The sequence below is a fragment of the Halobellus marinus genome, assembly GCF_032113415.1.
Lineage (GTDB): Archaea > Halobacteriota > Halobacteria > Halobacteriales > Haloferacaceae > Haloquadratum > Haloquadratum marinus.
Genome location: NZ_CP134946.1, coordinates 2,133,910 through 2,155,139 on the forward strand (window position 1 = coordinate 2,133,910; position 21,230 = coordinate 2,155,139).

20 protein-coding genes are annotated in these 21,230 nt (G+C 61.7%); 10 read left to right on the forward strand and 10 right to left on the reverse strand.

The genetic code is table 11. From position 1 onward, the window contains the following. Positions 1-187 precede the first annotated feature (187 nt). Positions 188-982, reverse strand: coding sequence for an IclR family transcriptional regulator (locus tag RJT37_RS10710; protein WP_313684297.1), 795 nt, complete (start codon positions 980-982; stop codon positions 188-190). Between the two features lie 134 nt (positions 983-1,116). Here RJT37_RS10710 and RJT37_RS10715 point away from each other — a divergent pair, with 134 nt between their 5' ends. The 3 genes from RJT37_RS10715 (at position 1,117) to RJT37_RS10725 (ending at position 3,780) form a co-directional block, all read left to right on the forward strand. After that, positions 1,117-1,884, forward strand: a complete 768-nt coding sequence (locus tag RJT37_RS10715; protein WP_313684299.1) for an IclR family transcriptional regulator — start codon at positions 1,117-1,119, stop codon at positions 1,882-1,884. Between the two features lie 367 nt (positions 1,885-2,251). Then, the gene (locus RJT37_RS10720) at positions 2,252-3,391 is read left to right on the forward strand and encodes an amidohydrolase family protein (RefSeq protein ID WP_313684301.1); all 1,140 of its coding nucleotides are present in this window, start codon (positions 2,252-2,254) and stop codon (positions 3,389-3,391) included. A gap of 2 nt (positions 3,392-3,393) precedes the next feature. Next, on the forward strand, positions 3,394-3,780 hold the full coding sequence (locus tag RJT37_RS10725; RefSeq protein ID WP_313684302.1) for a Rieske (2Fe-2S) protein: 387 nt from the start codon (positions 3,394-3,396) through the stop codon (positions 3,778-3,780). Between the two features lie 446 nt (positions 3,781-4,226). Here RJT37_RS10725 and RJT37_RS10730 read toward each other — a convergent pair whose 3' ends face one another. Beyond that, complete coding sequence (locus tag RJT37_RS10730; RefSeq protein ID WP_313684304.1) at positions 4,227-4,988, reverse strand: IclR family transcriptional regulator; 762 nt, start codon at positions 4,986-4,988, stop codon at positions 4,227-4,229. Positions 4,989-5,070: 82 nt separating this feature from the next. Beyond that, entirely contained in the window at positions 5,071-6,216 is a 1,146-nt protein-coding gene (locus RJT37_RS10735) for an acyl-CoA dehydrogenase family protein (protein WP_313684306.1), read from the reverse strand. Positions 6,217-6,370: 154 nt separating this feature from the next. Here RJT37_RS10735 and RJT37_RS10740 point away from each other — a divergent pair, with 154 nt between their 5' ends. The 3 genes from RJT37_RS10740 to RJT37_RS10750 are packed head-to-tail and all read left to right on the forward strand — an operon-like array spanning position 6,371 to position 8,990. Beyond that, entirely contained in the window at positions 6,371-7,159 is a 789-nt protein-coding gene (locus RJT37_RS10740) for an electron transfer flavoprotein subunit beta/FixA family protein (RefSeq protein ID WP_313684308.1), read from the forward strand. Next, positions 7,156-8,112, forward strand: a complete 957-nt coding sequence (locus tag RJT37_RS10745; RefSeq protein WP_313684310.1) for an electron transfer flavoprotein subunit alpha/FixB family protein — start codon at positions 7,156-7,158, stop codon at positions 8,110-8,112. Before RJT37_RS10740 ends, RJT37_RS10745 begins: the two co-directional genes overlap by 4 nt. Positions 8,113-8,138: 26 nt before the next feature. Next, entirely contained in the window at positions 8,139-8,990 is an 852-nt protein-coding gene (locus RJT37_RS10750; RefSeq protein WP_313684312.1) for an SDR family NAD(P)-dependent oxidoreductase, read from the forward strand. An 85-nt stretch (positions 8,991-9,075) separates the two neighbouring features. On the opposite strand, the gene RJT37_RS10755 is transcribed toward RJT37_RS10750, so the two are convergent. Then, positions 9,076-9,513 carry a MaoC family dehydratase gene (locus RJT37_RS10755; protein ID WP_313684314.1) on the reverse strand — a complete coding sequence of 146 codons (438 nt, stop codon included), beginning with the start codon at positions 9,511-9,513 and terminating at the stop codon, positions 9,076-9,078. Between the two features lie 186 nt (positions 9,514-9,699). Here RJT37_RS10755 and RJT37_RS10760 point away from each other — a divergent pair, with 186 nt between their 5' ends. Next, a complete protein-coding gene (locus RJT37_RS10760) occupies positions 9,700-10,320 on the forward strand; it encodes a winged helix-turn-helix domain-containing protein (protein ID WP_313684316.1) in 621 nt (206 codons plus the stop codon). Positions 10,321-10,405: 85 nt separating this feature from the next. On the opposite strand, the gene RJT37_RS10765 is transcribed toward RJT37_RS10760, so the two are convergent. From RJT37_RS10765 to RJT37_RS10785, 5 genes are read right to left on the reverse strand one after another with little or no spacing between them, the layout of a single operon-like run. Further along, positions 10,406-11,113, reverse strand: coding sequence for an ABC transporter ATP-binding protein (locus RJT37_RS10765; RefSeq protein ID WP_313684318.1), 708 nt, complete (start codon positions 11,111-11,113; stop codon positions 10,406-10,408). Continuing rightward, positions 11,110-11,925, reverse strand: a complete 816-nt coding sequence (locus tag RJT37_RS10770; protein ID WP_313684319.1) for an ABC transporter ATP-binding protein — start codon at positions 11,923-11,925, stop codon at positions 11,110-11,112. Before RJT37_RS10770 ends, RJT37_RS10765 begins: the two co-directional genes overlap by 4 nt. Further along, complete coding sequence (locus tag RJT37_RS10775; protein WP_313684321.1) at positions 11,918-13,027, reverse strand: branched-chain amino acid ABC transporter permease; 1,110 nt, start codon at positions 13,025-13,027, stop codon at positions 11,918-11,920. Before RJT37_RS10775 ends, RJT37_RS10770 begins: the two co-directional genes overlap by 8 nt. Continuing rightward, on the reverse strand, positions 13,024-14,043 hold the full coding sequence (locus tag RJT37_RS10780) for a branched-chain amino acid ABC transporter permease (RefSeq protein ID WP_313684322.1): 1,020 nt from the start codon (positions 14,041-14,043) through the stop codon (positions 13,024-13,026). Before RJT37_RS10780 ends, RJT37_RS10775 begins: the two co-directional genes overlap by 4 nt. 5 nt (positions 14,044-14,048) lie before the next feature. Continuing rightward, positions 14,049-15,344, reverse strand: coding sequence for an ABC transporter substrate-binding protein (locus RJT37_RS10785; protein ID WP_313684323.1), 1,296 nt, complete (start codon positions 15,342-15,344; stop codon positions 14,049-14,051). A gap of 421 nt (positions 15,345-15,765) precedes the next feature. Here RJT37_RS10785 and RJT37_RS10790 point away from each other — a divergent pair, with 421 nt between their 5' ends. Genes RJT37_RS10790 through RJT37_RS10800 form a run of 3 tightly spaced genes read left to right on the forward strand, consistent with a single transcriptional unit; the run spans position 15,766 to position 19,468 of the window. Further along, positions 15,766-17,712: a 3-hydroxyacyl-CoA dehydrogenase/enoyl-CoA hydratase family protein gene (locus RJT37_RS10790; protein WP_313684324.1), complete on the forward strand. Its 1,947-nt coding sequence runs from the start codon at positions 15,766-15,768 to the stop codon at positions 17,710-17,712. Positions 17,713-17,717: 5 nt separating this feature from the next. Next, positions 17,718-18,914: a thiolase C-terminal domain-containing protein gene (locus tag RJT37_RS10795; RefSeq protein ID WP_313684325.1), complete on the forward strand. Its 1,197-nt coding sequence runs from the start codon at positions 17,718-17,720 to the stop codon at positions 18,912-18,914. Continuing rightward, positions 18,911-19,468: a Zn-ribbon domain-containing OB-fold protein gene (locus tag RJT37_RS10800; protein WP_313684327.1), complete on the forward strand. Its 558-nt coding sequence runs from the start codon at positions 18,911-18,913 to the stop codon at positions 19,466-19,468. The genes RJT37_RS10795 and RJT37_RS10800 overlap by 4 nt, the downstream gene beginning before the upstream one ends. 46 nt (positions 19,469-19,514) lie before the next feature. On the opposite strand, the gene RJT37_RS10805 is transcribed toward RJT37_RS10800, so the two are convergent. Then, on the reverse strand, positions 19,515-21,116 hold the full coding sequence (locus tag RJT37_RS10805) for a long-chain-fatty-acid--CoA ligase (protein WP_313684328.1): 1,602 nt from the start codon (positions 21,114-21,116) through the stop codon (positions 19,515-19,517). Positions 21,117-21,230: the final 114 nt, after the last annotated feature.

The window sequence follows — 21,230 nt, forward strand, 5'->3', positions numbered from 1 at the left end:
CCTCGGACCGAGACGGTCTCGTCGCACCTATAGTAGCGTTTGCAACTGATTGCTCATCCGACTGCACGCTGTCGTGCGATCAGATGAGCGAAGACTTGCAAACGCTACTATACCATCGACTGGAATCGAACACTTCTGTATTAGCAAATCACGGTCGGCGGGGGAAATCGAGATTCCGGCGGCCGACTCAGGAATCGCGCTCCTGCGAGTGAATCCGTATCTCGATTTCGTTTGCCGCCTTCTTTACGATGGTCGGTAGTTCCCTTCTGAAGAAATCACCGGTCCAGCTCGCCGCGGAGACGGACACGCTGACGGTTCCGATCACGTCTCCGCTGTCGTCGTGCCGGATGGGAGCACCGACCGCACGAATACCGGGCATGTGTTCCTGTTCGTTGAGCGCATACCCCCGCTCGCGTACCCGCTTCAGTTCGTCGAACAGCTCTTGGCGGTCCGTGATCGTGTGGGACGTCCGGGCGGGCAGACCGTGACTGTCGAGAATTTCGTTTACCCGTTGTTCCGAGAGGTAAGCGAGGATCGATTTCCCGCCCGCCGTACAGTGGATGTCATGCTGAAGCTGTCCACGCTTTTTGAAGTGAAAGTCCTTGTCGACCGCATCCTCCCCGTACACCTCGTCGAGAATGAGGAGCCGACCGTCGTAGTCGGTCATCAGATGGACGCATCCGCCCGTGCTGTGTGCGAGTTGGTGGATGATCGTTTTCGAGGCAGGGTAGAGGGTCGAGCGGTTCCGGACACGGACGCCGAACGGGATGAACATCGCGCCGAGCCGGTAGCGTGAGTCCTCCTGCTCGATGAACCCGTGATCTTTCAACGTCGAGAGATACGTGTGGATACTCCCCGCCGAGAGCGCCGAGTGTGATTCCATCTCGGCGATCGTCGACGGCCCGTTCCGACGGAGGTAATCCAACAGTTCGCATCCACGTTCGATAGATTGGATAGTTCGTTTCCCTGTGTCGTGTGCCATACTGTCACATTGTCACTCCACCTCTTAGTTTTTGTTATTACCAAATGGCTTCTTCCGGCGTCTGCGTACCCTCTCCCGCCCGAGCCCACGTCGGAGGCGAATGTTTTTATTGCCCATACCGAGAGTACACCCATATGAATGGGGGCGATCCACCGAACCGACAGATCAAATCTGCACTCCGTACCTTCGATATCCTCGAAACGGTCCACGCGTTGGGGGAGCCGACGTTCACCGACATCGCCGGCGAACTCGACGTCTCCGATAGCACGCTCTATGACTATCTGGAAACGCTCACGTACCGAGGATACCTCGCGAAGGACGACGGCAGATACCGGTTGACGCTGCGATTCTTCGATCTCGGAGCCGCGGCGCGGGATCGATTCCCGGTCTATAAAAAATCTCGTGAGCCGCTGAAAAAGACGGCAGACGAAAGCGGTGCCGCCGTCTGGTTGATGGTGGAGGAAGCCGGCAAAGCCGTCTACCTCGCCCGGGAGATGGGCGAACAGTCCATCGAAACGCACGAGCGACTGGGCAAGCGGGAGTATATGCACTGCCTAGCCTCGGGGAAGGCGATGCTTGCCTTCGCTCCCCCGGAACACGTCGAGAACGTCATCTCGCGCCACGGCCTTCCGGAGCGGACCCACGAATCGATCACCACGAGGGAAGAACTCACCGCGGAACTGGATCGGATCCGCGAACAGGGATACGCGACGAACGAACACGAGACCGCGGAGGGTGTTTCGGCCGTCGCAGCGCCCATCATAGCCAACGACCGCGTGTACGGGGCAGTTGCAATCGCCGAACCGGTCGCACGGATGCGAACCGAGTCACGGAAACAACGACTCATCGAACTGGTTACCACTGCATCGAACGAGATAGAACTCAAACTGACGTACGAGTAGGGGGAGTTCCCGTCTCCGAGGGATGGAAAGCTATCACACGCAGATATTTGGCGATGTGAAATAACAGAGGTACATATGTTATCTAAAAACCCGTTCAGGGTCTACTCTTTCGGCTATATCGAAATTTGGCACCCCGAATTCGAACGGGAAGGACGTGGCAAATTCGACAATCAGCGTTTCATAGCGCCCCGAAACTCGGCTATCACCGACTTTTTCCACCGTGACCGTCCGGGACTACCAGTCTGATCTGTTTCCCGTATACCGAAATGCGATGCGGTCGACGGTCCCCTCCGGATTGGGAAGGTCACGAGTGGGCCGCCGAAAATATACCGAAGAATATATATTATATTATTCCCTCACTCCGACTATGGAATCATCGATCAGGAGGCTCGACTCCGACGTGGAGGTTCCGGAGGAGGCCGCCGACGTGGAAGTCATCGACATGGATTTCCACGTGAACCCCCTGGAGGAAGAACTCCGCCCGTACGTCGACAACGACAGGGCCCTGGATCGCCTGACGACCGAGTTCGGAATGTGGCCGATGCCGGACAAGTGGGACGCGGCCTATGCGATCTCCGAAGGGACCGAGGGCCTGTTCACGCAGGGTCGCGCGGAGTATCCAGAAGACGTCCGGGAGGCCTGTGAAAAGTTCTCGATCGACACGCCCATCGTCAACGCGGGGCTGAATATGCTCCCCCAGCAGCACCATCAGGTGCTGAAAAACGCCGTCTTGAAGGCCGGCAACTCCTATATGCTCGATCACTTCGTCGACGAGGGGATCCCGACGGCGCTGTCGATCGCCAAGTGGGACGTCGACCACGCGCTGGCCGAACTCGATCGCTGGGGCGACGAGGACGGCGTCGTCGGCGTCTACAGCTGGTTCGATCCGCGCGAACCCTGGGGCGTCGAGGAGTTCGATCCCGTCTTCGAGAAGTTGGAGTCGCTCGGACTGCCGCTTATCCTCCACGGCTCCCTGGCCTTCTGGCCCCAGCACTCCTACATCGGCGACGAGATGCTCACGTGGACTGAGGTGCTCGGACTCGACTGGCCGATCCACGGGATCGTGAACACGGCGAATATGATTATGCGGGGCGTCTTCGACAAGTATCCGGACCTGAACGTCGTCTTCCAGGAGGCCGGCCACTGGTGGATTCCGTTCCTGCGGTACCGGCTGGACGAGTTCTACGAGATGCACCCCGAGGACATCCAGATCACGCCGCGGAAGTTCCCGGAGGGCGAAGAGTACCTCGGTCGGGCGCCGAGCGAGTACCTCCGTGACAACATCTACGTCTGTACCCAGCCGTTCGCGTTGCCGCGCGGGGCCGGAGATGCGCGGAGTATGCTCGATCTGAGTATGGCCGGAGACACGTTTATGTACTCCTCGGACTGGCCACACCAGACGCTCGACCCGCCGACGTGGTTCTTCACCAGCCGGGCCTTCCGCGAGGACGAGGAACTGCGCGACGACATCCTGCACGGAAACGCCAGGGAGATCCTGCGCCTGTGATAATGTCAAGCGAAAGTACCACCATCGACGGCGACGAGTACACGAAGGTCGCCGAAATAGCCGACTTTGAAGCCGGTAACGACGGAATCGCTGTGGACGTAAACGGTATCGAGATCGCCATCTTCGAGGCCGATGGCGATCTGTACGCGATCAGCAACCGCTGCTCGCACCAGAACGCCCCGCTGTGTAAGGCGGGCGAACGGAAGATCAACGCCGATCACACGTGGACCGAGTCGCGTGGTGGCGTAAACGAGGAGAAATGCACCGTCTCCTGTCCGTGGCACCTCTGGGAGTGGGACCTCGAAACGGGGAAAAACGAGGTGTCCGGGGAACGCATCGCGACGTTCGACGTTGCAGTCCGTGACGAGAACGTCTTCGTCCGGATCTGAGAGCCAAGAGAGGACCCCGACCCTTGCATCCAACCCGTCGTGGCCGTGTAGCGGTTGTAGTGTGTCGCCCGCGGCGCTGCCGAATCGATAGCGTCCGGACCGTCGTGGCAGTGTAGCTCTGCGGAAGTCACAGAGCTGCTTTCTGGTCCTGTCGACCCCGGTAGTGGGGTGTACGGCGGTGAGGAAATGTTCGGGCTGTGGAAATCCAACCGTGATTGGACGCCTCTTCGTCTAATATTATTGGACATAGCGGATATCGGCGAATCGCTTCGTCCGTCAGTGCGGGATCCGAAATAGCCCGACAGAATGGACTCGGTAGTGATCAAGTTTCAGAGGTCACGCTAGTTTTTAAATCTCGCTCGCTCGTAACAGGCTGTGAACGATATACGTCCAACAATATTGGATAAATGACGCCGCTTTGCTTCACAGGGGCGTCGTGGATCGGATTAGTTCTGATACCGGTAGTTGATCCCGAGTGTATCCACCGCCCCGCGGAGCTGCTGAAGCAGTTCCTGGCGGTAAGACTCGTTCTGTAGCCTCCCTGTCGGAGAAGCCACTGCCAACGTGGCCTTGACTTCGGATTCCACGAAGACGGGGAGCGAAACGGTTCCCATCCCCGTCACCTGTTGATCACAGTCGAAGGCAAACCCTGTCTCGCGGATTTTCTCAAGGACACTCTCCAGATTCGCCCGATCAGTGATCGTCTCCTCGGTGACTGCCTCCAGCCCATAGCGATCGATGACCTCGCTCCGCCGTTGGGGGTTCATATGAGCGAGAAACAGTTTGCCCGACGCGTGAGAGTGCAAGGGAAGCGACATCCCGGGATAGGTACCCAACTGGAGCGATCGATCGCCGGTCTCCTGGTGGAGAAGGATCGATCTGCCGTCCTCTTCGACGAAGAGAGCGACTAGCTCGCCGGTTTCCTCCGCGAGCGCCGCCATCACGTCGCGGGCGGTGTGAAACAGTCTGCTCCGGAACTTCAGCCGGGAGCCCATCGAGAGGAATTTGTAGCTGAGTCGGTACGTTCCGTCGTCGTTGACGACATACCCCGTCGATTCCAGCGTCCGCAGATACACGTGGGCGGTGCTCTTCGAGACATCCAGGTGATCCGATAGTTCTGACGGACCCACCTGATCGTGCTCCCAGATCGCCTGGAGCACCTCGAAGGCCCGCAGTACTGATTTGATCGGGGGTGTCGATCCCTCCATAGATCCCATACCCCGGCGTATCTCATTAATCGTTTGGATATGTTAGACGCAATCGATCCGAGATCGGCTCCTTCGGGGGAGATCAGGAGAGCAATTCGCGCGCGATGATGTTCTTCTGAATCTCCGTCGCGCCCTCGTAGATCTGTGTGATCTTCGCGTCGCGGTAGAAGCGTTCGACGTCGAAATCGTTGACGTATCCGGATCCCCCGAAAATCTGGACCGCCTCCTGCGTCGTCTCGACGGCGATGCGGGATCCGTACTCTTTCGCCATGGAAGCGAGTTTCGTCGCGTCGTCGTGGTCGTTCTCGACGGCCCACGCCGCTCTCCGTGTGAGGTGCCGCGCCGCCTCGATGTCCGTGAACATCTCCGCGAATTTGTGCTGGATCGCTTGGAACTCACTGATCGACTGGCCGAACTGCTCCCGTTCCTGTGCGTACTCCTTTGCCCGTTCGGCGGCCCCGCGCGCGATGCCGACGCCCTGGCTGGCGACGATGATGCGCGTCTCGTCGAAAAACTGCATCTGCTGATAGAAGCCTTCCCCCCGCGTTCCCACGAGATTCTCCTCGGGGACACGGACGTTATCGAGAACGAGTTCGGCCGTATCACTCGCTCTGACGCCCATCTTTCCGGTGATCTTGTCGGCCTCGAAGCCGTCCCGGTCGGCTTCGACGATGATCTGTGAGAACCCGCCGTGGCGGCTGTCGGCGTCGGGGTCGGTCTTGCAGAGCACCACGAAATAGTCGCCGACGCTACCGTTCGTGATCCACATCTTGTTCCCGTTTATGACCCACTCGTCGCCGTCTTTCTCCGCACGGGTGGCGACGGACGAGACGTCCGAACCGGCCTGCGGTTCCGAGATCGCCGCCCCCATAATCGTCTCAGCGTCGGTAATCGGCGGGAGATACGCCTCACACTGCTTTTCGGTGCCGAATTCAAGCAGGACCTCGCTCCCGAAATCGGTCGACGTGATCGCCAGGGCGATTCCGGGGTCGTGAGCGAACAGCTCTTCGGTAATCAGCACGCGCTCGATCGGAGAGGCGTCTACCCCGCCGTACTCGACTGGGAACTGTGCCCCGAGCAGACCGAGTTGTGCGGACTGCTCGAGGATGTCGTGAGGGAACTTCTCTTCCCGGTCGTATTCACTCGCGACCGGCCGGATCTCGTTTTCGCCGAATTTGCGCACCTCTTTGAGCATCGCCTGTTGTGCGGACGGAATCTCGAAGTCCATAGATGCTGGTAGCGATTCACAGCACCTAAATCTGGGGGGTCGATGGCCAGATTAGGCCGAATTACGATTATGATGGAAACCTATATTCGTCTACAGATTCATATCGGTTGCAAATAACCGATAAATATTAACGCTTGGTTACTATACTTGGATTATGCGAATCTTGACCACCGCGACGGAGGTGGCTTCAGTAGACGACGAATTCGCGATCGACGGAGACGCTGTGCCTGCGGAGTATCTGTCCTACGACCTCAACGAGTGGGACGACTACGCGATCGAAGCAGCGGTGCAGATCAAGGAGGCGCGGGAGAACGTCGAAGTCGTCGCCGTGACGATCGGTCCCGAACGGAGCGAGGAGGTTGTTCGGGAGGCACTGGCGAAAGGCGCCGATCGCGCCCTGCGCGTCTGGGACGACACACTCGAGGACCGTGCCGTTCTCGATCCCACCTCGAAAGCACAGATCCTGGCCGCCGTCGCCGAGACGGAAGAGCCTGATCTCGTGCTCGCCGGCGTCCAGTCCGGCGAGGACGCCTGGGGAGCCACCGGTGTCGCACTTGCCCGCGACCTCGGGTACCAGTGGGCCGCAGTCGTCAACGATCTCGAACTCGACGATTCGGCCACGACGGCACACGTCCACCGGGAACTGGAGGGTGGCGTCGAAGAACTGACCGAGGTCGACCTCCCGGCGGTGTTGACGATCCAGACGGGGATCAACGATCCCCGGTATGCGAGCCTTCGCGGGATCCGCCAGGCGCACGCGAAGCCGCTCGACGTTCAGTCGCTTTCTGATCTCGGACTCGATGCGCCTCCTGAACGCCTGCGACACCGTGAGATGCGGATCCCGGAGAGCGAAAGCGAAACCGAATATCTGTCCGGGAGTCCTGACGAGCAGGCGTCGCAACTGGCAACGGTACTGACGGACGAAGGGGTGATCGACGGATGAGCGGCGTGCTCGCGATCGCCGAACACAGACAGGGCGAACTCCGAGACGTCAGCTACCAGCTCATCACCGGGGCACGGAGTCTCGCCGACGACCTCGATAGTGCGGTCCACGTTGCCATCATCGGCGGGGAACCCTCGACGTTCGCCGCCCAACTCGATCGCGAGGGCGTCGATGTCGTTCACACCGTCGCGGAGGGCGACGGGTTCAACCACGACGTCTACACGCAGGCGATCGAACAGTTGTGCGACCAGATCGAGCCCGAGGTTCTGGTGACGCCGAACAGCGTCAACGGACTCGACTACGCGCCTGCGGTCGCACGCGGACTCGACTGGCCGATCGTGACCAATCTGGTCGACGCGCGGATCGAGGAGGGATCGCTGATCGCGACGCGGGAGCGGTACGGGTCGAAAGTCGAGGCCGACCTCGAAGTGACCGAACTCCCCTGTCTGTTGACGCTCCGCGAGGGAGAGTGGGACCCGGCACCGGACGGCGGGCGCGCGGAAATCCGCGAGGCCGACGTCACGATCGACGAGAGCGCCGTCGGTTCGACTGTCACCGGGTTCGAGGCGGTCGCTGCTGGCGACGTCGATATTTCGGAAGCGGAGTTCCTGGTGAGTATCGGTCGCGGGATCGACGAGGAGGAGAACCTCGAACTGATCGAGGAACTGTGCGATGTGACCGGTGCGACGCTGTCGGCGTCCCGGCCGATCGTGGACAACGGCTGGTTGCCGCCGAACCGGCAGGTCGGGCAGTCGGGGAAGACCGTCACGCCGGACGTCTACCTGGCAATCGGCATCTCCGGGGCGGTCCAGCACCTCGCCGGAATGAAAGGTGCAGAGACCATCGTCGCCATCAACACGGATCCTGACGCACCGATCTTCGACGTTGCGGACCACGGCGTCGTCGGCGACCTCTTCGAGGTCGTTCCGGAACTCATCGACGCCTTCGAGTAGGTTCGGGCGGACGAGCAATCGACACAATGGACGGAACTGTGCACATCGTCACGGGCGGTACAGGGGGGCTGGGGAGCGCCACCGCTCGCGAACTGGGAGCCAACGGGGCGACGGTCGTCATCAACGATCTGCCGACCCAAGAGACCGAAGCGGAGACCCTCGCCCAGGAGATTCGAGCGGCCGGCGGGACTGCCACGACTGATCTCGGCGACGTCACGAACTTCGAGTACACCGAGGCGCTCGTCGCGTCGGTCGTCGACGAATACGGCCGACTCGACAGCATCATCAACTACGCGGGACTGATTCGTGACTCGTATCTCACGAAGATGACCGACGCGGCGTGGGAGCAGGTCACGGACGTTCACCTCCGCGGTCATTTCGGCCTGTTGCGGAGCGCTGCGAGACACTGGCAGACGAACGCGGAGGAACGCTCCGACGGGAGGGCGTTCGTCTGCGTGACGAGTCCGGCCGCGTTCGGAAACGTCGGACAGGCGAACTACGCCACGGCAAAGGCGGGTGTGCTCGGGCTGATGCGCACGGCAGCGGCCGAACTCGACAGATTCGACGTCCGCGTCAACGCCCTGTTGCCGATAGCCCACACGACGATGACGGACTCGTTTCTCGATCCCGAGGAGTATCCGCCCGAGAAAGTCGCACCCGTCGCGGCGTTCCTCGCAAGCGAGAAGGCGGCGGACGTCTCGGGCTGTACGATCCGGGCCGCCGGCGACAGCGTCGGCCTGGTGTCGAACCCGGAACTGGAGCGCGTCGCGTTCAACGAGGGGGGCTGGGACGTCGATGCACTCGAAACGCGGATCGAATCAGTCTTCGGCGACGAGGCGAACCGGTCCCGGACGGATCTCCGGCCGGAGCGTAACTGACTCTTCTCTCATACTGTTGTGACTTTTCCAGTGCTCGCCACCCTCGGTACCGGCAGACACCGACAAGGGAGTACAACAGTCGGTATCAGGCGTCCCGATACCCGAACAGCATCACCGCTTCCATCGTCACGACGGAGTCTCCCGACCGCGTGTGGACGCGTATTCGAGTACGGACCCGTCCGTACCGATCCGTCGAGGGCTCTTTCGCGACGATTTCGGTCGTCACTCCGAGCGTATCGCCGGGGCGAACCGGTTCGGTCCATCTGAGTTCGTCGACGGCAGTGCCGCCGAGGAAGTCGGTTTCGGCTGTGAAGTGCTCGGTCAGCAGTCGCATCGTCAACGCAGTCGTATGCCAGCCGCTCGCGATCAAGCCGCCGTACATACTCTCCTCTGCGGCCTCCGGATCCGTGTGATACGGCTGTGGATCGAACTGTTCGCCGAATTCGATGATCTCCGATTCCGTGATCGTGTAGCCGCCAAACGTCCGAGTCTCCCCCACCTCGAAGTCCTCGTAGTAGCGCATCGATGTGTAGCATACAGTCCTTTACAATAAATAATGTTCTACGAAAATTATTTACCAGTCAGTCCGGATTTAACGCATATGAATTTCCACCGCGCATTTTCGAGGCGGGATTTTCGTACGAAGACCCTCATCGCTTCCGAGTCGAGCGAATCTCGAACGAACGGCGGGGGCCAAGGAGGGTCATAGATGGTCGATCCGAGCGACCGAGTCGAGGACGAGAACGTCGCTGAGGCGCTCTTTTCGACCGACGCGGTCGCAGAAGGAGATCAGTCGGAGGGCGATGGGGGAACCACCGACAACACCCCGGACTGGGAGTTCAAGACGCGCGACGTGATCATCCTCCGCGAACTGGCCCGTGATCCGCAACTGTCCGCGCGGGAGGTGACGGACGTGTTAGCGGAGAAACACGGAATCGACGTGAGTCACGTGACCGTGAGCAAGGCGATTCGGAATATGCGTGACGAAGGCGTCTTTCGGGAGGCGCTCATCCCCCACGAGTCGTACTTCGTCTTCGCGCTGATGGAGTTTATGTTCAACCCGGAGCACTTCGCGGACAACTGGCGGGACGCGATGGAGCACATCCGAGACAGCCAGTACTCGATCTTCTACTTCCTCGCGGACGGCGTCTATCAGTGGAAGGCCGTGATGATGTTCCCGAGCCAGGAGGCCGAATCCCGGTGGCTCCACGAGTTCTACAAAGAACACGGAAAGGTCGTCAACAACGTCCGCAGTTCGACGATGACGAACGTGCTGAAGTTCGGGACGACGCCGGGGCTGTTCGATCACCTCGAATCCGAGGAAGGCTGATACGGTCGGTTGTAGCCCTTTAGCGGCGATCACCGATACCGTCCGAGGAGATCACCGGCAAATCGGTACAGCCGACCGTACGAGATTAGACGCCCAGGTACTCCTGTCTGAGCGCTTCGTCTTCGCGGAGTTCCGCGGTCGAGACCTCGGTAACTATTTCGCCCTCGTCGAGGATGTAATGTCGCTCGGCGACGGCCATCGCCACCGCGACGTTCTGTTCGACGAGGAGAACGCTCACGTCCCGTTCTGCGTTGATCTCCTCGATAATCGACTCGATCCGGCGGACGATGTACGGGGCGAGTCCCTCACAGGGTTCGTCCAGCAGGATGAGTTCCGGATTCGTCACGAGACTGCGGGCGATCGCCAGCATCTGCTGTTCCCCGCCGCTCATATTCTTCGAGGGGCGGTCCCGCATCTCTTCGAGTTCCGGGAACTGATCGAGCATCTCCTCGACCGACAGCGGATCAGTGGCGTGGTTCGCCGCGAGCCGAAGGTTCTCTTCGACCGTGAGATCCCGGAAGCACCGCCGACCTTCGGGCACGAGACTCAGGCCGAGCCCGGAGATCTCGTAGTTGCGGCGGGCCCGGAGGTCCTGGCCGTCGAACGTCATCGAACCGCCGAGCACACGCGGCACGTCAGCGCCCACGATGGCGTGCATCGTGGTGGTCTTGCCGGCGCCGTTGCGACCGAGCAGCGAGACGACCTCGTTTTCCTCGACCGACAGATCGACGCCGAAGAGCACCTGTCCGGTCTCGTAGCCGGCTTCCAGATCGGTGATTTCGAGTAGACTCATAGTTCCTCCCGCATCCCACCGAGGTACGCCTCCTGTACTTCCTCGTTGTTCTGCACCTCGTCGGCGGTTCCGGTCGCAAGCACCTGTCCCTGATCGAGCACGGTGATGCGATCGCTGATCGACAGGACGATCTCCATATCGTGTTCGATCAAAAGCAGCGTCAGGCCGAGATCCTCCTGGACCGACTCGATGAGATCTGTGGCTTGTTCGGTTTCGCTGGATCCCAGACCGCTCGTCGGTTCGTCGAGCAACAGCACCGACGGGTCGGTCGCGATCGCCATCGCGATCCCGAGGCGTCGCTGATCTCCGTGGGAGAGGTTCTTCGCCTCGACGTCGCGTTTGTCGGTCAGGCCGACCGAATCCAGAACGTCGAGTGCCTGCTCGACGTACTGCGTGCGGCCTTCGCCGAGCAGATCGAACGAGAACGGCCCGGATTCCATCGTCTGGACGACGATGCGAACGTTCTCCAGCACGCTCAGTTCGTTGAACAGCTGGTTGGACTGAAACGACCGGGCCAGCCCGCGGTGTGGCCGTTGTTCCTGCGCGATGTCGGTGATCTCCTCGCCGTGGAGATACACCGAGCCCCTGGTCGGCGCCAGCGCGTTGGTGAGGACGTTGAAGAGCGTCGTCTTCCCGGCCCCGTTGGGACCGATGATGGCCCGCAGTTCGCCTTCCGGGACGGCGAGGTCGACGTCGTCGACGGCGACGATGCCGCCGAACCGTTTCGTGAGGCCCGTCGCGCCGAGAGCAGCGGACTGTGGGTCTCTGTCTCCGTTCGGTCGGTCTGTCGTCGTGATTTGCTGGTCAGACATCGTCTCCCTCGGATCCGAATCGTTCATAAACACGTTCGAGACCGCCTCTGGCGAGTCCCCAGACCCCTTCACGCGGCGCGATGAGGACCGCGATCACGAACAGCAGGCCCAGGAAGAACTGCCAGTAGGCGAGCACGCCGGCCAGTTCGAGGCTGACGATCGGTAGCTCCGATGCGGGCAAGACGAGCATCTCGAAATCCGTGAGGTAGTCCTCGGCGAACAGCCAGATGAACGCACCCGCCGGCGGGCCGAAGAAGTAGTTCGCCCCGCCCAGGACGGTCATCAGGATGACGTCGCCGCTGGTGACGACCGTCAGAAGCGAGAGCGTCGCGCCCTGTTCGTTGATTTCGAGGATCGTGCCGGCGTAGGCCGCGATGATCGCGCTCAGCGTGAACGACCACACCTTGTACCGGTAGGTGTTGATGCCCATTGCGCGGGCGAGTTCCCCGTTCTCGCGGATGGCGATGAGTGTCCGACCGAACGGTGATCGGACGATCTGCCACAGTATCAGCAACCCGAGGAACACGGCCACGGCGACGAAGTAGTACCAGTCGAACTCGAAGCCACCAAGGCTCACGTACTTGAGACCGCGCTCAGTCTCGATCCACGCCGGGACTGCGCCGCCGGCGATGCCGGTCGTCCCGCCGGTCAGATCGGCGGGGTTGAAATTCGCGATGAAGTGTGCGGTCGTCCCGAACGCCAGTGTGAGCATCGCGAAGTAGATCTCGCCCTTCTGGACCGTGATCCGGCCGATGAGGTACGCGACTACCCCCGCAAGCAGGAGGGCGACGGTCGCCGAGAACACGAACGACGAATCGAACCGCGAGAGACCGATCGCTGTGACGTACGCGCCGATCCCCAGGAACATCGCGTGACCGAACGAGAGCAGCCCCGTATACCCCAAGAGGAGATTGAACGACGCCGCAAACAGCATCCAGATGAGGATGGTGTTGGCGACCGCTCCGTAGCCCAGGAGGGCGTCGAGCGAAATGATCGGACGCACGAGGACCACCAAAAGCAGCGCACCGATCGGGACCTGATACCGACGCAGCGCTGTCAGCGGGAGGTTCGACGCGAAGCCTTCGTCGGACTCGTGGCTCATTCGAGGAACCCCTCCTGACCGAACAGCCCACGCGGTCGGGCGAGCAGCACCACGATCATCACCAGGTACGGAACCAGCCCGCTGATTCCGGGGATGTTGATCGCCTGGATGCTCGTTACGTCGGCGAGCGTCTGCAGATACAGGGGCGTCAGGTACGAGGCCTCGCCGATGAGAATCCCGGCGACGACGCTCCCGAACAGACTGCCGATGCCGCCGACGACCACGACGACGAACGCGAGGATGATGAACTGGTTCGCCATCCCGAGTTCCATTCCGACCGCGCTTCCGCGGAGCACGCCCCCGAGCCCGGCGATAGCCGCCCCGAGGACGAACATCGAGATGAACCGGACGTTCATATTCACCCCGAGGAACTCGGCCATCTCACGGTCGAGCACCCCCGCACGGACGGACAGCCCGAAGTCGGTCCGCTCGATGAGCAGGTACACCGCCGCGATGACGACGACCGAGACGACGACGGTGAAGATCCTGATACGCGAGACGGTCGTGACGCCCAGGTTCAATCCCAGATCGAGCACCTCCGGGGTCGTCACACTCAGCGGCGAGCCGCCCCAGGTCGCCCGGGTCGCCTCCCCGAGCATCATCGCGATCCCGAAGGTCGCCAGCAGTCCGTTCAGCGGATCTTCGTCGTAGAGGTGGCGCAGCACGGACCGCTCGATGACGACACCCACGAGACCGACTGCCAGCGGCGCGAGGACCAGGGTGGCCCAGAAGGAAACTCCCCACACCTCCATAAACTGGAAAGTGAAGTACGCGCCGAGCATAAACAGCGCCCCGTGGGCGAAGTTCACGATCCCGAGTAACCCCAGGACGATAGACAGCCCCAGCGCGATCAGCACCAACACGAGCCCGTACACGAGCCCCCCGACAGCCTGATCGACGAACAGGCCGGGACGCGCGACTGCGCTCATCACTGTCAAAAGCAGCAAGGCGCCCCAGATGAGCGCGGCTGCGGGGGTAGTGCTGCGGTTTGATCCAGGGATCGGAATTTCGTTCATTCGTCTCACAACGAGCAGCCGGTCTCCTCACAGGATCGCATCACGTCCTCGCCGGCGGCTGTCGCCTCGATCTGGAACCACGCGTTGTAGGGATCGTCCTGCATATCCTCCATCGCCCGACCGGAGATGGCCCAGGTCGGGTGGACGAGCTGGTGGTCGCAGGCCCGCCACTCGAGTTCGCCCGGCATAATGTCGAGTGCGTTCTGGCTCTCGACGGTGTGTCCCTCCAGTTCGCCGCGGATCGCCTCGGCGTCAGTGGAGCCCGCGCGGAGCGCCGCCCGGACCTGCTGATCCATCGCGATGTAGGCGTTCGCGTGGCGGACGAACGGGTCCGTCTTGCCCTCGTCGGCGACGCGCTGGCTGAAGTCCTGGGCACTTTCGAGCGAGTTCGTCCAGCCGACAGAGGCGATGTCCATCATCGCCGCCGATTCCTGGTTCAGCCCCCAGTAGGCGATGTCCTCGGCCTGATGTCCCATCAGCTTGAAGTTCTCGTGCATCCCCTTGTTCCGGAGCTGTTTCATCGCCAGCCGCTTGTCCAGCGCCGGAAGGACGAGACCGATCCCGTCCGCCTCGGAGTTCTGGATGTTGTTGAGGAACGACGTGTAGTCGTCGTTCGGGAACGGGGTCGCCTCGGATTCGACGACGGTGCCGCCGTTTGCTTCGATCTCGTTAATGTAGATCTCCTGTGCGTTCTGCCCCCAGATGTAATCGGAGTAAAGCAGGTACCAGTTGTCCGCGATGTCGGCCATCCGCGAGCCGATGGACCTGGCAAGCATCGTGTTCGAGGAGTACGTGCTGAACATATGGGGCAGACAGTTCTCTCCCGTCAGCGTGTCGGACGCGCCGTCGGCGATGTACGACACGCCGTTATCGGACGCCCACGTCCCGATCTTCGTACACACGGCGGAGGAAAGTGCCCCCTGCGCGAAGTCGATCCCGTCCGACGTCACCGCGCGTTTCATCCGCTCTAACGATGCGCTCGGGTTCACTTCGGTGTCGTACGTGCTGATCTCGATATCGATGTCGAACTCGTTTTCGAGATCTGTCGCCGCGAGTTCCGCACCAGTCCTGAGTGACGACCCCCAGGGGGCGAAGGGGCCTGTCTGTGGGTTGAACACGCCCACGTGGAGTGAACTCGGTCCAGTGTCCTGGCTTGTCGTTCCACCTGATCCGGAATCCTCGTCACTGCCATCACCACCGGAGTCGCCACCGCCACCGGAACAACCTGCAAGCCCCGTAGTAGCAATGACTGACGCCGCTCCCGCCTTCTTCAGAACCGACCGTCTGGTAGGTGAACTCATGGTTCACTCACCCACTTAGGACATAACATTATAATACTTTCGTTAAGGATTTATACCCTTTACTGGTAGATAGTAAACGAGCACCCGGTAGTAGAGACATCTTGTTAGAAATACTCTGCTACCCCGAACGCACGATAGAGGTCCGTGCCACTCTCCCGAGCAGTGTCCGACTGCCGGAGTCCGGCAGGATCCGATAGCGACTCTCCCAACAATTCGTCGGTCCGCTTCATACCGCCGGCGAGAGGTCTCTGCGGACTTGCGACAATCACTGTGATTCCCAGGCGAGACCACTCACGCGATGCTAACAAAATGTATCTAAGAGTGTTTTATAATAACCAGTCTTTCCTCGATATGCTATTTTTGTATACAATCGATTATTCCACCACAAGATTGAATAGCTACGTTATCCCCATAGTACTTGATGCAGGAGTCGAACGTCCAACACGTCGCAGTCCTCGGTGCCGGGAGTATGGGACACGGCATCGCCGAGGTTGCTGCGGTGGCCGGATATACGGTATCAATCCGCGACATCGAAACGGAGTTCGTCGAGGAGGGCCTCGACAACATCGAGTGGAGTCTCGGCAAACTCGAAGAGAAGGGTCAGATCGACGAGTCAGCCGAGGAGGTTTTTGCTCGCGTCGAGGGATACACCGGCCTCGAAGCCGCCGTCGAAGACGCCGACCTCGTCGTCGAGGCGGTCCCCGAAAAGATGGAGCTCAAAAGAGAAACGTTTGCCGAGGTGGACGAACACGCCCCGGAAGACGCGATTCTCGCGAGCAACACGTCCGGCCTCTCGATCACGGAGATGGCGGCCGCGACGGACCGCCCCGAACAGGTCGTCGGCACCCACTACTTCAACCCGCCGGTGAAGATGGACCTCGTCGAGGTCGTTCACGGCGGGGAGACCAGCCAGGAAACGATCGAGCGCGTTCACGCGTACGTCGAATCCATCGGGAAGACCGGCATCGACGTGAAGAAGGACGTCCACGGCTTCGTCGTCAACAACGTCCTCGTGCCGTTTATGGGCGAGGCGGCGTGGATGTACGACACCGACGAGTGTACGATCGAAGCCGCCGACGCGGGGATGGTGTACAACCGCGGGTACCCGATGGGACCCTTCGAGCTCAACGATTACGGCGGCATCGACATCGCCTACGACTTCCTCGACGCCAGCGAGTACGAGGTCCCGCCGTCGGTCGTCGAGATGGTCGAAAACGAAACACTCGGGCGCAAGAGCGGGACCGGCTACTATCAGTACGAGGACGGCCAGGGACCGACCTACGAACCCGGTGACGGCGACGACTTCGATACGCTCCGGATCGAGGCACGGATGGTCAACGAGGCCGCCAAACTCGTCGGCAACGACGTCGCGACGCCGGAGGACATCGACCTCGGCGTCCGGCTCGGGGGCCGGTTCCCGCTCGGGACCTGCCGCGTCGGCGACAACCTCGGGCTCGACACCGTCCTCGAGAAGCTCGAAACGCTCTACGAGGAGACCGGCGCACCTCGTTATGAACCCGCCGACTACCTCGTCGAACGCGTCGAGGCCGGCGAGACCGGCGTCGACGCCGGGAAAGGCTTCTACGACTACACTGGCGAGTGGCCCTACCAGTTCCTGAACGTCGATCTCGACGACCGCGGCGTCCTCTCGATCGAGTTCGACCGGACCGAACGCCTCAACGCGTTCAGCGAGGAGATGTTCGCGGAAGTCGGGCACGCGCTGGACGACCACGACGCCGACGAGGTCTCGTGTGTGGTGTTCTCCGGTGCGGGCGACCGCGCCTTCTCTGCGGGCGCGGACATTACCGGGTTTATGGCCAACGAGCCGACCGAGATTATGGACGTCGAGGAGTCGATCGAGCAGATTTACAATTTCGACCGACCCACGGTCGCCGCCATCGACGGCTTCTGTCTCGGCGGCGGCTTCGAGCTGATGCTCGCCTGCGACATCCGTCTCGCCACGGCGACCTCGACGTTCGGCAGCCCCGAGGTCGACCTCGGCCTCATCCCGGGCGGCGGCGGGACCCAGCGGCTCACACGCCTCGTCGGCGAGCCGCGCGCGAAAGAGATCATCTTCCGCGGCAACCACTTCAGCGCCGAGCGGGCGGCCGACTGGGGGATCGTCAATCGCGCGGTTGACCCCGAGGCGTTCGACGATACGGTCACGGAGTTCGTCGACGACATCGCTTCGGGCCCGAAGACGGCGCTCAAGGTGGCAAAGCAGGTGATCAACGAAGGGCAGGACGCCAGCCTCGATGCGGGGCTCAAACTGGAGAGCCAAGGCTTCGGTCTCCTGACCACCACGGACGATATGATCGAGGGCGTTCAGGCCTTCAGAGCCGACCGCGAACCGGAGTTCGAGGACTGATTCGTATGTCACAGAACGCAGCAATCGTCGGCGGCGGGCTCACGAAGTGGGGTGAGCGCGACGCCACGTGGAAGGATCTCGCACAGGAGGCCGGGAAAGCGACCTTCGACGACGTCGAGGGGATCGAGCCCGACGACGTCGAGGGACTGTTCGTCGGGGCAGTCCAGCCGGAACGCTTCGCGTTCCAGAGCCACGTCGCGCCGCTCGTCGCCGAACTGCTCGGCGTCGACGTGAACGGAATGCTCGCGCGGACCGAACTCGCCTGCGCGAGCGGGCAGGCGGCGCTCCGTTACGCGTGGCTGGCGATCGAAGCCGGCAAGATCGACGTCGCGCTCGTGCTCGGGGTCGAGAAGATGAACATAGACCGCGAGCACATGCCGGAGATCCAGTCGAATATGACGAACGTGCTGGATCGCGAGTTCGACGGCGTCAACGGGCTCAACGGTCCCTCGTGGTTCGCCCAGTACGCCCAGCGCCATATGCACGAGCACGGAACGACACCGGAACAGCTCGCGATGGTGAGCGCGAAGAACAAGAGCCACGCCGCAGAAACCGACTTCGCGCAGTACCAGAAGCACGTCGACGTCGACGACGTGCTGGAGTCGTACGAGATCGCACCCCCGCTGCGGCTGCTGGACTGTAGCGGAATCACCGACGGGGCCGCGGGCGTCATCCTCGTCAGCGAGGAGAAAGCAGCGGAGCTGGGTACAGATACGACGGCGTACATCACCGGCAGCGGCCAGTCCTGCCAAGCGAGCAACTCCGTCAACAACATCCCATCGCTGACGACGTGGCCGCAGGCGCGCGAGGCGTCCCAGCAAGCCTACGCGGAGGCTGGCATCGAGGATCCCGTCGAGGAACTCGACGTCGCAGAAGTGCACGACTGCTTCTCTATCAGCGAGATCATCGAGTACGAACAGCTCGGATTCGCCGAAGAGGGCGAAGGCGGGCAGTTCATCGAGGAGGGTCGCAGCCACCTCGACGGCGACGTCGCGGTCAACCCCCGCGGCGGCCTGCTCGGGTGTGGCCACCCGCTCGGCGCGACGGGTGTCTGTCAGGCGCTGGAAGTCTATCGGCAGTTCGCCGGCGACGTGCCGACCGCCCGCCAGGTGCCGAACGACCCCGAGACTGGGCTCATCCACAACCTCAGCGGCAGCGCCTCGGTGCACAGTGTTATGACCCTCGCGAGGGACCCACAATGACCAGTCACGACCGACCACAGGGCAACGAGCACAGCGAGAGAAGCGGCGCAAACGAGCGACTCCGAACCGACGGCGGCGAGGAACAGGGGCCGCCCCGGGGCACAGTCACGCTCCCCGAGACGGTGGAGTTCCCGGTGCTCTTGGACTTCTATGACCTCCAAGATCCCGAGCACACGCAGATTCACGAGTTCTACGACAACCTCCGTGCGGGGTCGCTCACGACCACCGAGTGTGCCGACTGCGAGGCGATCCACTTCCCGCCGCGCATCGTCTGTCCGGAGTGTCACAGCGACGACCTCGAATACACGGACCTTCCCCACGAGGGGGAGATGCACTCGTTCACCGAGGTGCGCGGCACTGCGCCGATCGGGATGACCGACGACCCGCCCTTCGTCGTCGGCGTCGTCGACCTCGGTCCGGTGCGGCTCTCGGCGCGTATCGACGACGCCGCGTACGAGGACCTCGACATCGGCGATCCGGTCCGACTGAAGGTGATGGACATCGACGGGCCGACCGAGCAGGATCGCGTGTTCTACCGGTTCGTTCCGGTCTGATCGAGCAGGTCCTTCGAAAAATCGTCGAACGGCTGCCTCCCTCCGGTCAGTTCACGTCGCGTTCGGCGTCGTCCCAGTGTTCCTCGCGAAGTTCGAACTTCTGGATCTTCCCGGTCGAGGTCTGCGGGAGGTCCTCGCGGAACTCGACGCTCGTGGGACATTTGTAGTGGGCGAGTCGGTCGCGACAGAACTCGATTAGTTCGTCTTCGGTGAGGTCTGATCCCTCGCGTTTGACGACGAGCGCTTTCGGCGTCTCGCCCCACTTCTCGTGTGGGACGCCGATGACGGCGGCCACCTTCACCTCCGGGTGGTCGTAGATCGTGTCCTGTACCTCGATGCTGGAGATGTTCTCGCCCCCGGAGATGATGATGTCTTTCTTCCGGTCGACGATGGTGAGCATGTGGTTCTCGTCCCAGGTGGCGATATCGCCGGTGTGGAACCAGCCGTCGATGCGGTCGTTGAAGGCCTGCTCGGTCTTCTGGGGTTTGTTCCAGTAGCGGTCCAGCACCTGGTTGCCGCGGACGACGACCTCACCTTTCGTTTGATCGTCCGTCGGGACGACGTCGCCGTCCTCGTCGACGACCTTGATCTCGGTGTTGAGCGTCGCGAAGCCGGGTTTGTTGATGATGTCGTATTTGTCCCCCTGGTCGATCTTGCGCCGGGAGTTGCTGGTGGTGACGATCGGACCGGTCTCGGTGGCGCCGTAGGCGTGGATGATCCGCCAGTCGAGTTCGTCTTCCGTACGCCTGATCGTCTTCTTCGGCGGCGGGCTCGCGGCCGTCTCGACGCGGACGTCTTTCTCGCCCGTCGAGGGGACGTCCGCGTCCTCGTAGTATTCCAAGAGCATATTCAGGACAGTCGGCGCGCCGCCGAGGTAGGAGACGTCGTACTCGTTGATCCGCTCGAACACCGTCGCGGGGTCGAACTGCCGCTGAATGACGTGTCTGCCGCCGATTCCCGTGAGGCCGTAGATGTGCCCCCAGCCGTTGATGTGGAACATCGGCGACGTCCAAAGCAGCGTGTCGTCGTCCTCGAACTCGACGTGGTGAGAGTGGACCATCGCGTGGTAGTGCTGGATGCGATGGGTGTGGACGACGCCCTTCGGATCACCCGTCGTGCCGCTGGTGTAGAGAATCGTCGCGTCGTCGTCTTCGCTAATGTCGGGCCGTTCGACCGCGTCGGGGTCGGCATCGCTCAGCACGGACTCGTAGTCGTGCCAGTCCCCGGTCTCGCCGTCGTAGCGGTCGGCGTCGTACACGACCCACTCGTCGACGTCGCTCTCGTCACGGAGGTGTTCGAGTTTCCCCGCGTAGTCGTAATCGGCGACGACGACGTCCGGAGCGCAGTCGTCGATGAGGTAGTCGTACTCGTCCGGCTGTAGCCGAAAGTTCAGCGGGACGAAAAGCGCCCCGAGTTGCATCGTCGCGTACAGCGTCTCGATGAAGTAATGCGAATTCGGGGACAGCAGCGCGACGCGGTCGCCCTTCTCGACGCCCCACTTCGAGAGCGCATCCGAGAGCCGGTCGACGCGTTCGCCTACCTCGTTGTACGTGTATTCGGTCCCGTCTTCGGCGATGACGCCGGTGTCGTCGCCGAACAGTTCGACTGCGCGATCCAGAAAGTCCGTCGTGAGTAGTGGTCGGTGCATAGGTGATCAGCCGTGAGTTACGGTGTGGGAAGCAAGCGGGTCGTCCGCCGAGAGGGCTTCCGCGACCCGAGCGGCGGCCGTAAGCAACCACCTCCGACGGGGTGGTTTTGCTAA

Excerpts from the sequence above, each read along its gene's own strand:
- RJT37_RS10710 (WP_313684297.1), bottom strand. The coding sequence starts at position 982 with ATGGCACACGACACAGGGAAACGAACTATCCAATCTATCGAACGTGGA.
- RJT37_RS10715 (WP_313684299.1), top strand. The coding sequence starts at position 1,117 with ATGAATGGGGGCGATCCACCGAACCGACAGATCAAATCTGCACTCCGT.
- RJT37_RS10720 (WP_313684301.1), top strand. The coding sequence starts at position 2,252 with ATGGAATCATCGATCAGGAGGCTCGACTCCGACGTGGAGGTTCCGGAG.
- RJT37_RS10725 (WP_313684302.1), top strand. The coding sequence starts at position 3,394 with ATGTCAAGCGAAAGTACCACCATCGACGGCGACGAGTACACGAAGGTC.
- RJT37_RS10730 (WP_313684304.1), bottom strand. The coding sequence starts at position 4,988 with ATGGAGGGATCGACACCCCCGATCAAATCAGTACTGCGGGCCTTCGAG.
- RJT37_RS10735 (WP_313684306.1), bottom strand. The coding sequence starts at position 6,216 with ATGGACTTCGAGATTCCGTCCGCACAACAGGCGATGCTCAAAGAGGTG.
- RJT37_RS10740 (WP_313684308.1), top strand. The coding sequence starts at position 6,371 with ATGCGAATCTTGACCACCGCGACGGAGGTGGCTTCAGTAGACGACGAA.
- RJT37_RS10745 (WP_313684310.1), top strand. The coding sequence starts at position 7,156 with ATGAGCGGCGTGCTCGCGATCGCCGAACACAGACAGGGCGAACTCCGA.
- RJT37_RS10750 (WP_313684312.1), top strand. The coding sequence starts at position 8,139 with ATGGACGGAACTGTGCACATCGTCACGGGCGGTACAGGGGGGCTGGGG.
- RJT37_RS10755 (WP_313684314.1), bottom strand. The coding sequence starts at position 9,513 with ATGCGCTACTACGAGGACTTCGAGGTGGGGGAGACTCGGACGTTTGGC.
- RJT37_RS10760 (WP_313684316.1), top strand. The coding sequence starts at position 9,700 with ATGGTCGATCCGAGCGACCGAGTCGAGGACGAGAACGTCGCTGAGGCG.
- RJT37_RS10765 (WP_313684318.1), bottom strand. The coding sequence starts at position 11,113 with ATGAGTCTACTCGAAATCACCGATCTGGAAGCCGGCTACGAGACCGGA.
- RJT37_RS10770 (WP_313684319.1), bottom strand. The coding sequence starts at position 11,925 with ATGTCTGACCAGCAAATCACGACGACAGACCGACCGAACGGAGACAGA.
- RJT37_RS10775 (WP_313684321.1), bottom strand. The coding sequence starts at position 13,027 with ATGAGCCACGAGTCCGACGAAGGCTTCGCGTCGAACCTCCCGCTGACA.
- RJT37_RS10780 (WP_313684322.1), bottom strand. The coding sequence starts at position 14,043 with ATGAACGAAATTCCGATCCCTGGATCAAACCGCAGCACTACCCCCGCA.
- RJT37_RS10785 (WP_313684323.1), bottom strand. The coding sequence starts at position 15,344 with ATGAGTTCACCTACCAGACGGTCGGTTCTGAAGAAGGCGGGAGCGGCG.
- RJT37_RS10790 (WP_313684324.1), top strand. The coding sequence starts at position 15,766 with ATGCAGGAGTCGAACGTCCAACACGTCGCAGTCCTCGGTGCCGGGAGT.
- RJT37_RS10795 (WP_313684325.1), top strand. The coding sequence starts at position 17,718 with ATGTCACAGAACGCAGCAATCGTCGGCGGCGGGCTCACGAAGTGGGGT.
- RJT37_RS10800 (WP_313684327.1), top strand. The coding sequence starts at position 18,911 with ATGACCAGTCACGACCGACCACAGGGCAACGAGCACAGCGAGAGAAGC.
- RJT37_RS10805 (WP_313684328.1), bottom strand. The coding sequence starts at position 21,116 with ATGCACCGACCACTACTCACGACGGACTTTCTGGATCGCGCAGTCGAA.